12 protein-coding genes, 1 pseudogene and 1 riboswitch are annotated in these 13,315 nt (G+C 51.2%); of the genes and pseudogenes, 5 read left to right on the forward strand and 8 right to left on the reverse strand.

What is annotated here, in order from left to right; translation table 11 throughout:
* The first annotated feature begins 15 nt into the window (after positions 1 to 15).
* Positions 16 to 903, forward strand: coding sequence for a sugar phosphate isomerase/epimerase (locus SGI98_07405; GenBank protein MDZ4743229.1), 888 nt, complete (start codon positions 16 to 18; stop codon positions 901 to 903).
* Between the two features lie 185 nt (positions 904 to 1,088).
* Positions 1,089 to 1,319 carry a transposase gene (locus SGI98_07410; protein ID MDZ4743230.1) on the forward strand — a complete coding sequence of 77 codons (231 nt, stop codon included), beginning with the start codon at positions 1,089 to 1,091 and terminating at the stop codon, positions 1,317 to 1,319.
* Positions 1,320 to 1,787: 468 nt separating this feature from the next.
* Here SGI98_07410 and SGI98_07415 read toward each other — a convergent pair whose 3' ends face one another.
* Positions 1,788 to 2,069 (reverse strand): hypothetical protein, encoded by a 282-nt coding sequence (locus SGI98_07415; GenBank protein ID MDZ4743231.1) that lies wholly within the window; start codon positions 2,067 to 2,069, stop codon positions 1,788 to 1,790.
* A 114-nt stretch (positions 2,070 to 2,183) separates the two neighbouring features.
* Positions 2,184 to 3,215 (reverse strand): M23 family metallopeptidase, encoded by a 1,032-nt coding sequence (locus SGI98_07420; GenBank protein MDZ4743232.1) that lies wholly within the window; start codon positions 3,213 to 3,215, stop codon positions 2,184 to 2,186.
* 183 nt (positions 3,216 to 3,398) lie between these two features.
* Positions 3,399 to 3,519, forward strand: a riboswitch (TPP riboswitch).
* A gap of 112 nt (positions 3,520 to 3,631) precedes the next feature.
* Between SGI98_07420 and thiC the strand changes: the two genes are divergently transcribed.
* On the forward strand, positions 3,632 to 5,569 hold the full coding sequence (gene thiC / locus SGI98_07425; protein ID MDZ4743233.1) for a phosphomethylpyrimidine synthase ThiC: 1,938 nt from the start codon (positions 3,632 to 3,634) through the stop codon (positions 5,567 to 5,569).
* Between the two features lie 732 nt (positions 5,570 to 6,301).
* On the opposite strand, the gene SGI98_07430 is transcribed toward thiC, so the two are convergent.
* From SGI98_07430 to SGI98_07455, 6 genes and pseudogenes are all read right to left on the reverse strand, one after another.
* A complete protein-coding gene (locus SGI98_07430) occupies positions 6,302 to 6,718 on the reverse strand; it encodes a hypothetical protein (protein MDZ4743234.1) in 417 nt (138 codons plus the stop codon).
* A 99-nt stretch (positions 6,719 to 6,817) separates the two neighbouring features.
* Positions 6,818 to 7,145: pseudogene (locus tag SGI98_07435) on the reverse strand (zinc ribbon domain-containing protein YjdM).
* 228 nt (positions 7,146 to 7,373) lie between these two features.
* Positions 7,374 to 7,832, reverse strand: a complete 459-nt coding sequence (locus SGI98_07440; GenBank protein ID MDZ4743235.1) for a DUF5069 domain-containing protein — start codon at positions 7,830 to 7,832, stop codon at positions 7,374 to 7,376.
* Between the two features lie 74 nt (positions 7,833 to 7,906).
* Positions 7,907 to 9,001, reverse strand: coding sequence for an alkene reductase (locus tag SGI98_07445; GenBank protein ID MDZ4743236.1), 1,095 nt, complete (start codon positions 8,999 to 9,001; stop codon positions 7,907 to 7,909).
* A 38-nt stretch (positions 9,002 to 9,039) separates the two neighbouring features.
* Complete coding sequence (locus tag SGI98_07450) at positions 9,040 to 9,609, reverse strand: TetR/AcrR family transcriptional regulator (GenBank protein ID MDZ4743237.1); 570 nt, start codon at positions 9,607 to 9,609, stop codon at positions 9,040 to 9,042.
* A gap of 558 nt (positions 9,610 to 10,167) precedes the next feature.
* On the reverse strand, positions 10,168 to 11,874 hold the full coding sequence (locus SGI98_07455) for an AarF/ABC1/UbiB kinase family protein (GenBank protein MDZ4743238.1): 1,707 nt from the start codon (positions 11,872 to 11,874) through the stop codon (positions 10,168 to 10,170).
* 109 nt (positions 11,875 to 11,983) lie between these two features.
* On the opposite strand from SGI98_07455, the gene SGI98_07460 reads away from it, so the two are divergent.
* A complete protein-coding gene (locus tag SGI98_07460; GenBank protein ID MDZ4743239.1) occupies positions 11,984 to 12,559 on the forward strand; it encodes a D-lyxose/D-mannose family sugar isomerase in 576 nt (191 codons plus the stop codon).
* 28 nt (positions 12,560 to 12,587) lie between these two features.
* Positions 12,588 to 13,315 (forward strand): PhoH family protein (locus SGI98_07465; GenBank protein ID MDZ4743240.1); only part of this gene is annotated, 728 nt, incomplete at its 3' end.

The following is a 13,315-nucleotide window of genomic DNA, read 5'->3' on the forward strand; positions in this document are numbered from 1 at the left end:
CTCTTCACCTATCCCATGAAACAAAATCCCATGATCCGGATCGGCACCCTCGTCCCAGGGGATAAAGCCGTTCCTTATATCAAACAAATCCTGCCCCACGGATTCGAATCTTTCCAGCTCACCTGCTGGCCAAACTGGGGCATTACCGACCTGAAAAAAACGGCTGAGGAACTCAAACCCGTGCTGGAAGGCTCCGGTGCCATTATTGATTCCCTCGGACCTTTTGGTAATCCACTCATGGACCCCGCCACGGCCAAAGCCTTTGAGCAAGCCATCGATGCCGCTGAATATTTCGGGGCCACCACAGTCTGCGGTTTTGCCGGGCGGATCACGGATAAACCCATCCCTGAGTCCATCCCGAAATTTAAGGAAGTCTTTGGACCCCTCGCCAAACGTGCTGCCGATAAAGGCATCAAAATCGGGTTCGAGAATTGCCCCATGGGCGGAGACTGGTCCCGCGGGGACTGGAATATCGCCCATAATCCTATGGCGTGGGAACTCATGTTCGACGCGCTCGGGAACCCTGATCATGTCGGGCTGGAATGGGAGCCCTGCCATCAAATGGGCCAGCTCATCGACCCGATGGCTCAACTGCGTCAGTGGTCACAGAAAATCGTCCATGTCCACGGCAAGGACAGCTCCATCTATTGGGACATCATCAAAAAGGAAGGCATCGGCGGCGGTGGCCCGAGACATTGGTTCCATCATCGTACCCCCGGTTTTGGTGACACAAACTGGACGGATATCATCAGCGAATTACTCTTGGCCGGGTACCGTGGCTCTATCGATATCGAAGGGTGGCATGATAATATCTACAAGGATGCCCTCGAAATGACCGGCCAAGTCCACGGCCTTAATTACCTAAAATCCTGCCGCCCGGATTACACCCAAAATCCACAATAGTCAGGACAATTCACCCATCCTGAAGGGATGAAAATCTTATAGCCCTGGGTTGCCCGCGCACCGCTGGGCTACCCAGGGTAAACCCAAATAGTATTCCTACCCCATCGGGGTTGAATCAGAGGGTAGAGGGGATGTTGGATTTTTAAACAGTTGAATTTTTTCAAGTCTTTCACATGATTTAACGCATGTCCCAGTCCCTCTCCCAGATTTTGGTTCATACCGTATTCTCAACCAAGGACAGAAATCCGTTTCTTGCAGAAAAACAACTCCGTGAGGAGCTTTTTGCGTGTATTGGAGGTATCCTTACAAATCTTCATTGCCAGCCGCTTATTGTCGGTGGATTTGAGGATCATGTCCATTTTCTCTGTTCTTTATTCCGGACATGTAATGCCTCGGATATGGTTAAAAGAGATTAAACGAAGCTCCTCTCTCTGGATAAAATCCAAGAGTCCCCGTTTACAGGGCTTTACTTGGCAGAAAGGTTACGGGGTTTTCTCTATAGGATTCTCTCATATCCCGGCTCTTCGAGATTACATTGCGGGGCAGGAGGAACATCATCGGAAAGTTTCCTTTCAGGATGAACTTCGTCAATTCCTGCGCCTATATGGGATTGACTTCGATGAACGCTACCTCTGGGATTGATTCAACCCTTACAGGGTTGATATACGGGGTGCGGACACCCAAGGTAGCTCGCCCCGGGCTTCGCAACCTTGGGCTATATGATTTTATCCCGCTGGGATAAGGAAGAATACCCGTGTCCGAGGTTATGGGTTTTTATCACCTTTAGCTTACTATCTAAGTCGTTTATGAATGGATAATCACAAAACTCACATCCCAGGGCCTGTTGACGGCATTCTGGGGATCAGCAATATTCACGATTCTCGCTACCTTCTTGGTTGGTGCGGGACATCTTTCCAGACAGCATCATCACTGCCCGCATGCTGGAGGTGCACCGAGATAAATCCATTTTTCGCCCAATACTCACCCAGGTATGCATACCCTTCACGTGTCCCCCCTAGTCCGTGGGAGAAAATAATCATCGGCCAGGATTTCCCCTCGTCACTCTCTGGATAATAAATTTTCACCGGGACCACCCGGTTATTCCGTGATGAGTCCACCCGCTCGTATGACAATGACCTAAATCCCGCTCCCTCAGCAAACGCCATGAAGGAGAACAAAAACAAGACAACCACAGAGAAGAATCGCATATCTCCAAAGACGCATCCCCCCTTGCCGTGGTTACCGTTTCCTTTTTTCCTTCATTTGTCACACCCCTACCCCTACTGTTGCAGCATCAGCATGAGATACTGGTAGGCACCCTTGGTCAGTGCAGGTTTTGATGAACTGCCCGTGAGCATGCCTTTGCTGATGAATTGAAGGGGGAGGGGTTCTTTCCGGACCCAGAGCAGCCGGGGTTCGGTAACGACTTCCGAACGAGGGATAAACCGCACGGGAATACCCGTATCACCAATATGAACCTCCCATGATAGGGGTGAACCGTTATACGCTTCGCGCAGCCAAGGATATTTCTCCAGGACATTGATCCGCCCGGGATTCGGGATAATGACTTTCCAGAGCACCCCCTCTTCTTCCCGGATAAATTGCGCAATTTGCAGCGAGGGATTCTTCTTCAGGGCGAGCAGGAAATCCGCCGGATTCCAGCCATTCAGATTCATCCCGTTGTATAGGCCCTGTTGATTGACCTCGCCGGGCATGTATTGATCGAACCACCCCTGGAAATGATCATTCATCACCATGCCGACCTCGAAATGAAGGTGGGAACGCGCCTTATTGATGCCGTCCCCGGTATGGCCGAGGCGTCCGATCGTTTGCCCGCGTTTGACCTCCTGGCCAGCGACGACAGATGCCGCATTTAGGTGCGCGTAGAGTGTATAATATTCCGAACCCTGCCACTGGTGCAGGATCACGATGTACCGCCCATAATTCGAGAGTCCCGGCAGGTCATTCACATGTGCGACGACCCCATGATCTACTGCATAAATCGGGTCGAGGGGTTCACCGGAGGCATCGCGGCTAACCGGCTTGATATCGATGCCCTCATGGAACCGTGTCATCATTACCCCGTAGGAGGTCCGGCGGGGCGAACGTGTATAACCGTACTGGCCCCCTTCCCACGGGAATGTCTTTTTCCCGTCGAAATCTCGGTCTGTGTACATGTAGAAATCATCCCCACCCCCGCTGAAAATAGCCTTATTCGGCGTGGGCAAAACGATATTTAAATCCTCCCCCGCCTGCCCTGAGCAAATCGCCCCCAGCAAAATGCCCACCAATAGAAATAGAATTTTATTCATCCCCGGTAACATAAGAAACGCGATCCTAACAAAAATCCGCCCTGTGAGAAATAGGAAATTTACCGAGGGCCCCGGGTCATTCGTCCATCCCCCTCTCGCCACTCTGGCTCTTCGCCTATGGAAGAGGCTCGGGCATTTGGACTCTCCAAACGGTTGACAAATGCCCATACCCGATTATCATCTAAGACCAAACAGGGGAGCTGGAATCAAGTAAATCCGGCTGAGAGTTCTCGGTTAACCGAGAAGACCCTTTTTATAACCTGATGCGGGTAATGCCGACGAAGGGAGAGGAAGTCAAAAATAGTGCAGTCGAGCCATGCTCATGGGCAGTCCAGGAATCGGACACACCCCTTTTGACTTTTCTTCATTCACCGGTCTGACACCTGTCATTAAAAAAAAATACGGAAGACAACCCTATGATCGCATCCCAAGATACTATCGCACCCCATAGCAGTGACGCCCTACCCGCTTCGAAAAAAATTTACGTGACCAAGTCTGTCAAAAGTAATTCCCGCAGTGCGGAGATCAAAGTCCCGTTCCGTGAAATCACCGTCACCGATACAAAAAAACACGACGGCACGATCGAAGCTAATGCACCCGTGAGCGTCTATGACACCAGCGGACCTTGGAGCGACCCGGAAGCAAATTGCGAAATCGCCAATGGGTTACCCTCCCTACGCCAGCAATGGATCCTCGACCGTGAGGATGTCGAGGAATACACCGGGCGTCCGGTCGAACCCCGTGATAATGGGTACCTCACCCAGGGCCATGAGGAATTCGCCTCCCAGCGCGAAAAAGAAAAAGGTCGCCTCGAATATTTCACCGGCCTGAAACGCAGCCCGCTCCGGGCCAAAACCGGTGCCAATGTCACCCAGATACATTACGCCCGCAAAGGCATCATCACCCCCGAGATGGAGTACATCGCCATCCGTGAGAATCTCGGACGCGCAGAAATCTTTGAGGCCGCTCAGGCCAGTGGCACCAAGCGCAATTTGCTCAACCAGCAACACAAGGGTCATAGCTGGGGAGCCTCCCTCCCTCAGTATATCAGCCCGGAATTCGTCCGCGATGAGGTCGCCCGGGGTCGCGCCATTATCCCGGTTAATATTAACCACCCTGAGAGTGAACCCATGATCATCGGGCGGAATTTCCTCGTGAAGATCAATGCAAATATCGGTAATAGCGCCGTGGCCTCCTCTATCGAGGAAGAAGTCGAAAAAATGCGCTGGTCCACCAAATGGGGCGCCGACACAGTCATGGATCTCTCCACCGGAAAAAATATCCACGAGACGCGTGAATGGATCTTGCGGAATTCCCCCGTCCCGATCGGTACCGTCCCGATTTACCAAGCCCTCGAGAAGGTCAATGGCCGCGCCGAGGATCTGACTTGGGAGATTTACCGTGATACCTTGATCGAGCAAGCCGAGCAGGGCGTTGATTACTTCACGATCCACGCCGGGGTCCTCCTGCGTTACGTCCCTATGACCGCAAACCGCATGACCGGAATCGTCTCCCGTGGTGGATCGATCATGGCCAAATGGTGCCTCTCACATCATACCGAGAGTTTCCTCTACACCCATTTCGAGGAAATCTGCGAAATCATGAAAGCCTACGACGTGAGTTTCTCCCTCGGGGACGGCCTACGCCCGGGCTCCATCGCAGATGCAAATGACGACGCGCAATTTGCTGAACTCGAAACCCTCGGGGAACTCACGCAAATTGCTTGGAAACACGATTGCCAAGTCATGATCGAAGGCCCCGGCCATGTCCCCATCCACATGATCCAAGAGAATATGGAACGTCAGCTCGAAGCCTGCGACGAGGCTCCCTTTTACACGCTCGGACCTCTGACCACGGATATCGCCCCCGGTTACGACCATTTCACCAGCGGTATCGGAGCGGCCATGATCGGTTGGTTCGGTTGCGCCATGCTCTGCTACGTCACACCAAAGGAACATCTCGGTCTGCCGAATAAAAATGACGTGAAAGAAGGCGTCATCACCTACAAGATCGCCGCCCACGCCGCCGACCTCGCGAAGGGTCACCCTGCCGCACAAATCCGCGATAATGCCCTTTCTAAGGCCCGGTTTGAATTCCGCTGGGAGGATCAATTTAACCTCGGCCTCGATCCGGAACGCGCCCGTGAATTCCACGACGAGACCCTGCCCCAAGACGGCGCAAAAACCGCCCACTTCTGCTCCATGTGCGGACCGCACTTTTGCTCAATGAAGATCACCGACGACATCCGCAAATACGCCGCCGAACAAGGTTTAGCCGAAGAAGAAGCCCTCAAACAAGGTCTGGAAGAAAAATCCAAGGAATTCGTCGAAAAAGGCGGGGAGATTTTGAGCTAAGGATTTCAACCGCACAGACAGCTGATTTCGTCTAAATGGATTATTGACAAAAAATACCTATATTAATCGGAAAAATTCGTGGTGGAGGTTATATCTTTGTTTGGTGGCTGGGAGATCACGCCCCAAAACACGTTCACATTTATTCTGATAAAAAGGGATTTTTGGGACGTGTGATTATTTCCACTGGGAATCCATGGACGCTTGGATCCCTGATAAAACTGTGCTAGGAATTATATAGGAGTTACAAAAAGAAAAACGCCTATGAAAGCCTAATCCCTCAAAGCACCCTTTGGCAAAGCCAAGTTCTGCAAAGTCCGCCATGTCCGTTACTTGGCATGGGAGGATGCCTTCGATGTAGAGTCCGAGGACGGTCTTTCCTTTTTAGAACCCCATAAAACAATCCGTAAAGCCAACAATATTTCGTCTAAAGCTATTCCCGCATCTGTCCAAGAAGATCACGATCTTCACTCCGGTTTTTACGTCAAATACGACTCTGGCGAAACCGCCGAAGTCTCTTGGGCTTTCATCCGAGAACTCCCTCCAAAGGGAAGACCCAAAATGATCCGTCATTCTGCCAGCCGATGATTCAACCCCGATGGGGTAGCCCGCGCAACTCGCGCGTACGACTCTCCCCCGGGCTATAAGATTCCCATCCCTTCAGGATGGGGAGGTCACCCGAGCAAATTGCTTTCCTGTGTTTTCCGAGACATGTCTCGGGAAACAAAAGCGTACTCACAAGACTTCCTGCGTGGTTCCCAAGACATTAACCCCGGGAAGGAAGTAAATCTTTTCAAAGGTGCGGTTAAGGGTTTTACTGTGGAAATTCACCATGAGTTGCTGCTTGGAATAGGAGAATTCGATTTTATCGCCGACCTTGACTTTGGTTTCAGGAATGGCCATCCAAATCTTTTGTCCGCTAGAATCTGTCGCTTGGATGTATGTATATCCGGTGCCATTCATTGTCTCAGAGACACTTCCCCTGACCACTGTCGGCACGGGGGAGGACGAGCCGGACGCCTCCTCCAAAGAAGCGGCAGGAGCGGCCTTCTTCGATATCATTTCTGATTGTGGGGAGGGCGATTGTTTGTCTCCACAACCAAATAGCATTAGGGTAGTGAGGGATATGGAAAAAATAAGTATGGTTTTCATATTTTAGGGGAATCTTTAATTTGTTTTTTTCAAATTATAGATAAACCACAATTCCACATAGTGCCACTGAAAAAATCTCCCCCCTGACCGTGAAGGTACTTACGCCTTTTTGACGAAGCAGGCTTTGAGGCCGATCGTGGAGCCGTCCATTTTGCAGGAGATTTCGTGGTCACCATCGACGATGCGGATGGGTTTTGACTTCGTCCCTCCTTTGAGGACTTGGGATGAACCCCTTCAACGGCAAATCCTTGATCAAAGTGACGCAATCCCCGGCGACGAGGACATTGCCGAAAGCGTCTTTGACGACCCGGGCCCCGGCGGGTTTGGGTTCACGTTTCCATTCATGGCCGTAGGTGACACATTCCCAGTGTTCCGGAAACTCCAAAACGTCATTCATCTCACACATCGGACAGGCAGGTTTACTCATAGGCGCAGAGCATAATCAGAATCCTCCGCTGAACTGAATGGCTCAAATCATCCGTTTTGCCCAAAATACGATTGGTTCCCTCTTCTTCACATAAAAAAACCGTTCCTACCCCGTGCTCACCTGCTCTTTACCTTGCTCAATGGGAAAAAACAAAAAAGGCACGGAAGCTATTGGAAGCTGGTCCGTGCCTTGGAAAAATCCTCTTATCCAGAATTTCTTTACATTTGATTAAGCTTTTCCGCCATAGGTGACATAATCATCGAGATCAAGCAGGTCAGCCCAAGAACGGATATCCTCACGTGTGGTGGAGATTTTATCGAGCATGTTATTAAAGTAACCGCGTGTTTCCGCGTCACTATCCGGGGTACGGGCTAAACCGTATTGGCTCCATTGCTCGATTTCCCAAGGGGTATGTTTATTTTTAGCATGGGCATTGATCCATTCGAGGATTTCGCCGTCACCTTTGCCAGTCGCTAGCTCGGTTTTTAAGGCATCGGTGTCGATCCCGACATAATCAATAAAATGCTTATCCAAAGGGCAGTTATAATGGAATTCCCCATTTTTCCCTGCGATTGTCGCACGACCCTTGTCGAGCATGCGGGGGAGAATGATATAACCGCCGAGGCGGGCACGCATCGAGCGCGGGGCGCGTTGTGTCAGATCGGGGGCAGATATTGTTTGGCTCATCGTTTTTTCCTTTGTTTGGTATTGGTTATTTTATCCGTGGGTAGAAAAATTTCAGACACCGTAAAGACAGTCGCTTACTTGACTGCCAGAGTCTGGTAATCGGTGTAACCTTTCGGGCCGGAAGCATAAAAGGTGGATTCATCCGGGGTATTGAGCTGCTCATCCCTGCGGAAACGTTCCGGCAAATCGGGATTCGAAATGAATGGCACACCAAATGCCACTGCATCAGCCCAGCCTTCCTCGATGGCCTTGTTACCCGTATCCTTAGTGAATCCTCCAGCGGTCACGATCCGCCCTTTGTAAAAAGGACGCAGCTCTCGGGGACCGAGACCGTCGACCGCTCCGTGGGCGATATCCTGTGCGGTGACTTGAGTAATGTGAGCGTAGGCCAGATTAAAGCGGCTGATTTCCGTAAGGACATGGCCGAATGTGGCTAAGGGATGGCTATCATGCATGTCATTAAATACCCCCGCAGGTGAGAAACGGATACCCACACGGTCCGCACCCCAGACACTAGCGACGGCCTCGACCACCTCGATAGTCAGCCGGGCGCGGTTCTGGACTGATCCCCCATACTCGTCCGTGCGATGATTTGTGCCGTCACGCAGAAACTGGTCGAGTAGGTACCCATTAGCATTATGGATCTCGACGCCGTCAAACCCCGCACTCTTCGCGCAATTTGCGCCGTGGATATACTCAGAAATAACCAAGGCAATCTCAGAGGTCTCCAGCGCACGCGGTGTGGCATAATCCTCCATGGACGAGCCGGTGAAGACTTTGCCTTTGGCCTTGATCGCACTCGGGGCGACAGGCGCAGCCCCCTCGGGCTGGAAAGACGGGTGGGAGATACGTCCCACATGCCAGAGCTGGAGGAAAATGCGGCCACCGGCATCATGGACGGCCTTCGTGACTTTTTTCCAGCCAGCGACTTGGGCATCATTAAAAATGCCGGGGGTACTCGGATAACCAAACCCACGGGCAGATACCGAGGTCGCCTCGCTGATGATGAGTCCTGCGGAGGCACGTTGGCGGTAATACTCGGCATTCATCTCTGAGGGAATATGACCTTCACTCGCACGGCAGCGGGTCAGTGGTGCCATAAAAATGCGGTTGGGAGTCTCGACCGTTCCGAGGGTCAGTGGTGAAAAAAGATCCGTTTTTGTATTCATCGTTATTTTCCTTTTTTATGGTGGGGATTTTTAAAAGATCAGGTGTTTGTCTTCCGGGTGCAAAGGGTGAGTCCCGCAGACTTCGCGGTCTCCACGGGCCAAATCTCCTTGAGGTTCTGAGCCTCCGTCACAGCCCCGGAAAAAAGCAGAAAAAGCTCATCCCCCAGCCTGGCCGCCTCGGCGGCATCGGGACGGATTTCCCCCGCGAGCTCATGCCAAAACTGGCGGACGGAGGCTTTGAATCCGCGCACGACCTCACGCACTTCATTATCAGCGAGGACGACTGTCGCCGTATTCGAAAAAGGGCATCCCCGGAAATCCGATCCTTTGAGGTAATCACGTAGTCCGTCGAATTTCATAGCTACTTTTTCTTCCGGTGGAACCGGACTCGCGAGTAAAGCCTTCCCGGAATCACACATCTCCCGGGATTCCTGGCGGAGCCATTCAGCGCAGAGTTTCTCTTTACTGCGGAAATGCTGGTAAAATGTGGCTTTGGCTACATCCGACTTTTCAATGAGTTCATTAATCCCGACGAGTTCATAACCACGTTCAGAAAAGAGTGCCGCCGCAGTATTTAATATCCTCTGCCGTGTTTCAGTTATCGTCATGGGAGGCAGCATACAGACAAGTCTGTTCATTGCAAGTTATTTTTGTTTAATCACTTGGTTGTTACGATTTAAAAATTAAATAAACATCCTCATCGAACCCTCCGACATCTGATCCAACCCCGGGTTATAAGATTCGCATCCCTTCACGATGGGAGGAGGAAGGCAAATTGCTTTTTTTCAAAAACTTAGCGATCTTAGCGTCTCAACGCACCAATGCCCCTACGCAATTTGCGTGGCTGTGCGTCAAAAGTGACACAGATGACGGGCTTGAAAAGAAAGACACCTCGATAAACCCAAGCACGCAATTTACCTTACCCTAACGGGATTAAATCATATAGCCCAAGGTTGCGAAGCCCGGAGCGAGTTCCCTTGGGGTATCCGTGAACCATTCTATCAACCTCGTCGGGGTTGGATCAATCCCCAGAGATGGGGTTCATCAAATGCAATTTGATAACGGCGTAAGAATTCCCGAAACTCGGTCCGAAAGGAAATTTTCCGGTGGTGTTCCTCTTATCCGGTAATGTAATCCCGGAGGGCCGGAACACGCTCCTTGATCTCTTAAAACCCTCCGCGTTTCCAAATCGCTAAAAGGAGGCGCAAGGCGAGAATCACGCCAAATATTATCCCGAGGATACCGGGCAAGGAAACATCATTCCAGATCGGGGGAACCTTCGCTAAAACGACTATGGCGCTGCAAATGAGAACCGCTGATGTGACAATAGTAATGGCGAGGCGGTTGGCGATGGTGTCGAGGGTTTTGCGGAGGGGTTCGAATCCTTCAGGATCGATCGAATGACGCATGGGGATAAAGAAGTCGCCCTTTTTGACTTTGCTGAGCAAATTGCGTAATTCGAGCGGCCACTCTTTAATGATATCCATGACATCCATACTTCCCCACCAAAGGCCTTTAAGCAGTTTCTCGATGTCGAATTTCGCTTTGATGACACTCAAGGCATAAGGTTTGCCGAGGTTGATATAATTCAGCTCGGGACACATGAGTCGTGCGATGGCCTCGACCTGGGTCAGGGCTTTGATCCCTATGTAGAAATCCTTTTTCATGCGCAGTTTATGCAAACGCAGAATGCCCAGCAATTGATTCATCGTTGATTCAAGATTGATTTCATTGAGTGGTTTGTCGAGGTAACGCTCGGTATACGCTGAGAGGTCACTCTCCAAAGCGGTGACATCCTGGACATGTCCCTCGATCGAGTTACCCAAAAGCGATTGGGCTAAGCGGCGACAATCCTTATTAGCCATGCCCATGATCGCCATGGCGACATTTTCCCTGAAAGCCGGGGTCATACGCCCCATCATCCCGAAATCATAAAGCGCGAGGACCCCGTTATCTAAGACCGCCATATTCCCGGGATGCGGATCCCCGTGGAAAAATCCGAATTCAAAAATCATCTGAAAAACCATCTTGGTCATGTTTTCCGCGAGTTTATCCGTGTCGATCCCCTTCTCTTGGAGTTTGGCGGGTTCATCCACCGGCAATCCCTTGAGATACTCCATGGTCAGAATCTCATCCGAACAAGCTTCATCATAGACCGTAGGCACTTTGATAAAATGGTTATCGCTAAATTGCTCCGCAAATTGTTTCATGCTGGCGGCTTCGAAAGTGAAATTCACCTCTTCCTGAAGGTGTTTGGCCACCTCGTCGATGACGCCGACGGGGTTATAGATGGCTAGCTCCGGGATATGTTTCTCCGCAAATTGCGCAATATGATGGAGGATGACGATATCGCCCTCGATGGTCTTAATGATATTTGGGCGGCGGACTTTGATCGCGACTTTTTTACCATTTGAACGCAAGACCGCATAATGTACCTGCGCGATGGAGGCCGAGGCCACGGGGACTTCATCGAATTCGGAATAAATCTCGCTCACCTTCCGGCCCAAGGAGCGTTCGATAGCGTCATGGGCGATTTTTGTATCAAAAGGTTTCACTTGGCTCTGCAATTTGCGCAGCTCGTTATAATATTCATCCGGGAGGAAATCGCGGCGCGAGGTCAGGATCTGGCCGAATTTCACAAAGGTAGGCCCGAGCTCTTCCAGAGCCATCCTCAAACGTACCGGCACCGGAACGATCGCACTGGCTCCTTGAGCTTTTTCTGTCGCCGAATCCGAAATCCGGATCACCGTTTTGAGTTTCACCAGATTGAGCAGTTCCCAAAACCCGTGTTTGACCAGGATATGGAAAATCTCATGGTAACGGGGGAGGTGTGACGCAATATCATAAGCGGTTTTGATGTCTTCGAATGCCATGGGTGCCATCCTAGCAGTTCACTTTTTTCCCACAAGTCCTCTTTCACCCCGACCCGCCCGAGCAACTTGCTTGATTCCCCCACCGTTTTCCGTAATTTACATTCCTATTATGATGAAGCGTTCGGAAATTAACTCATTGGTGCGGGCAGCAGGGGCATTTTATCAAAAGAACGGGTGGATCCTCCCGCCTAATCCCCGTTGGGACGTGACCGATTTCGGGCTGGGTGATTATAAACATTATGGACTGATCCTCATTAACCTTGCGGAAGAAATCGAGTATTGTGAAAAACTCATGTACGCCCAAAAAGGCATGACCACCCCGCTCCATTACCACAAGAAAAAGAAAGAGGACATCATCGCCCGCGCCGGTAGCTTTAAAATCCTGCTCTATCCCCCGGGCGACATAGCCCAAACCAAAGGCCAGGAATTCACCGTCAATATTTGTGGGGTACCGACTATAATCAAAGGTGGCGACACCATCCAGATCAAAGCCGGTGAACGCATCACTCTGGTGCAAGGAGTCGTCCATGAGTTTTATCCCGATGTCGATGAAGCCATTATCGGTGAGGTCTCCACGGCCAATGACGATGTGAATGATAATTATTTCCTAAACCCTGATGTGGGCCGTTACCCGGAAATCGTCGAGGATGAGCCCTCCCTGCTCAGGCTCCTGAGCGATAAATAATCTCCACCACCATCACCACCAAACTATCATGACTGCTGAAAAAATCCACGAACACATCCTAGAATTCGACCATGCCCGCACAGTGGAGGCGCTTTATAATGGCCAGCTGGACAATTTGCGCAAGGCCGAGACTTCCCTCGATGTCAAAATCACCACCCGCGAAGGCTGGCTCAAAATCGAGGGTTCACGCAAAAATGTGGATCGGGCGGTGAAATTCCTCGAGCAGCTCAGCCGGGCGCGTTCCCAAGGCATCCGCATCCGTAATCAGGATTTCAGTTACATCCTCGATGCGGTCTTGGAAGGCCAGAATGATAAACTCGAAAAGCTTTTCTCCAGTTCGCTCAAGCTCAATGGCCTGCGCGGCCCGATCCACCCGAAAACCATCGGTCAACGCGAATACATCGACCTGATACAAACCCGCGACGTTTGTTTCGGGATCGGACCGGCGGGAACCGGTAAGACCTACCTCGCCGTCGCCGCCGCCATCAGCATGCTCAAGGAAGACCTCGTCAAAAAAATCATCCTCACCCGCCCCGCTGTCGAGGCCGGTGAATCCTTAGGTTTCCTGCCGGGTGAACTCCAAGAAAAAATCCAACCCTATCTCCGCCCCCTTTTTGACGCCATCAGCGACATGCTCCCCACCGGGGAAGCCCAGAAACTCATGGAGAAAAATATCATTGAGGTCGCCCCTCTGGCTTACATGCGAGGGCGCACCCTCTCCTATGCATTCATCATCCTTGATGAGGCGCAGAATAC

This window comes from Verrucomicrobiota bacterium, assembly GCA_034440155.1.
In the GTDB taxonomy this organism is placed as follows: Bacteria; Verrucomicrobiota; Verrucomicrobiia; order JAWXBN01; family JAWXBN01; genus JAWXBN01.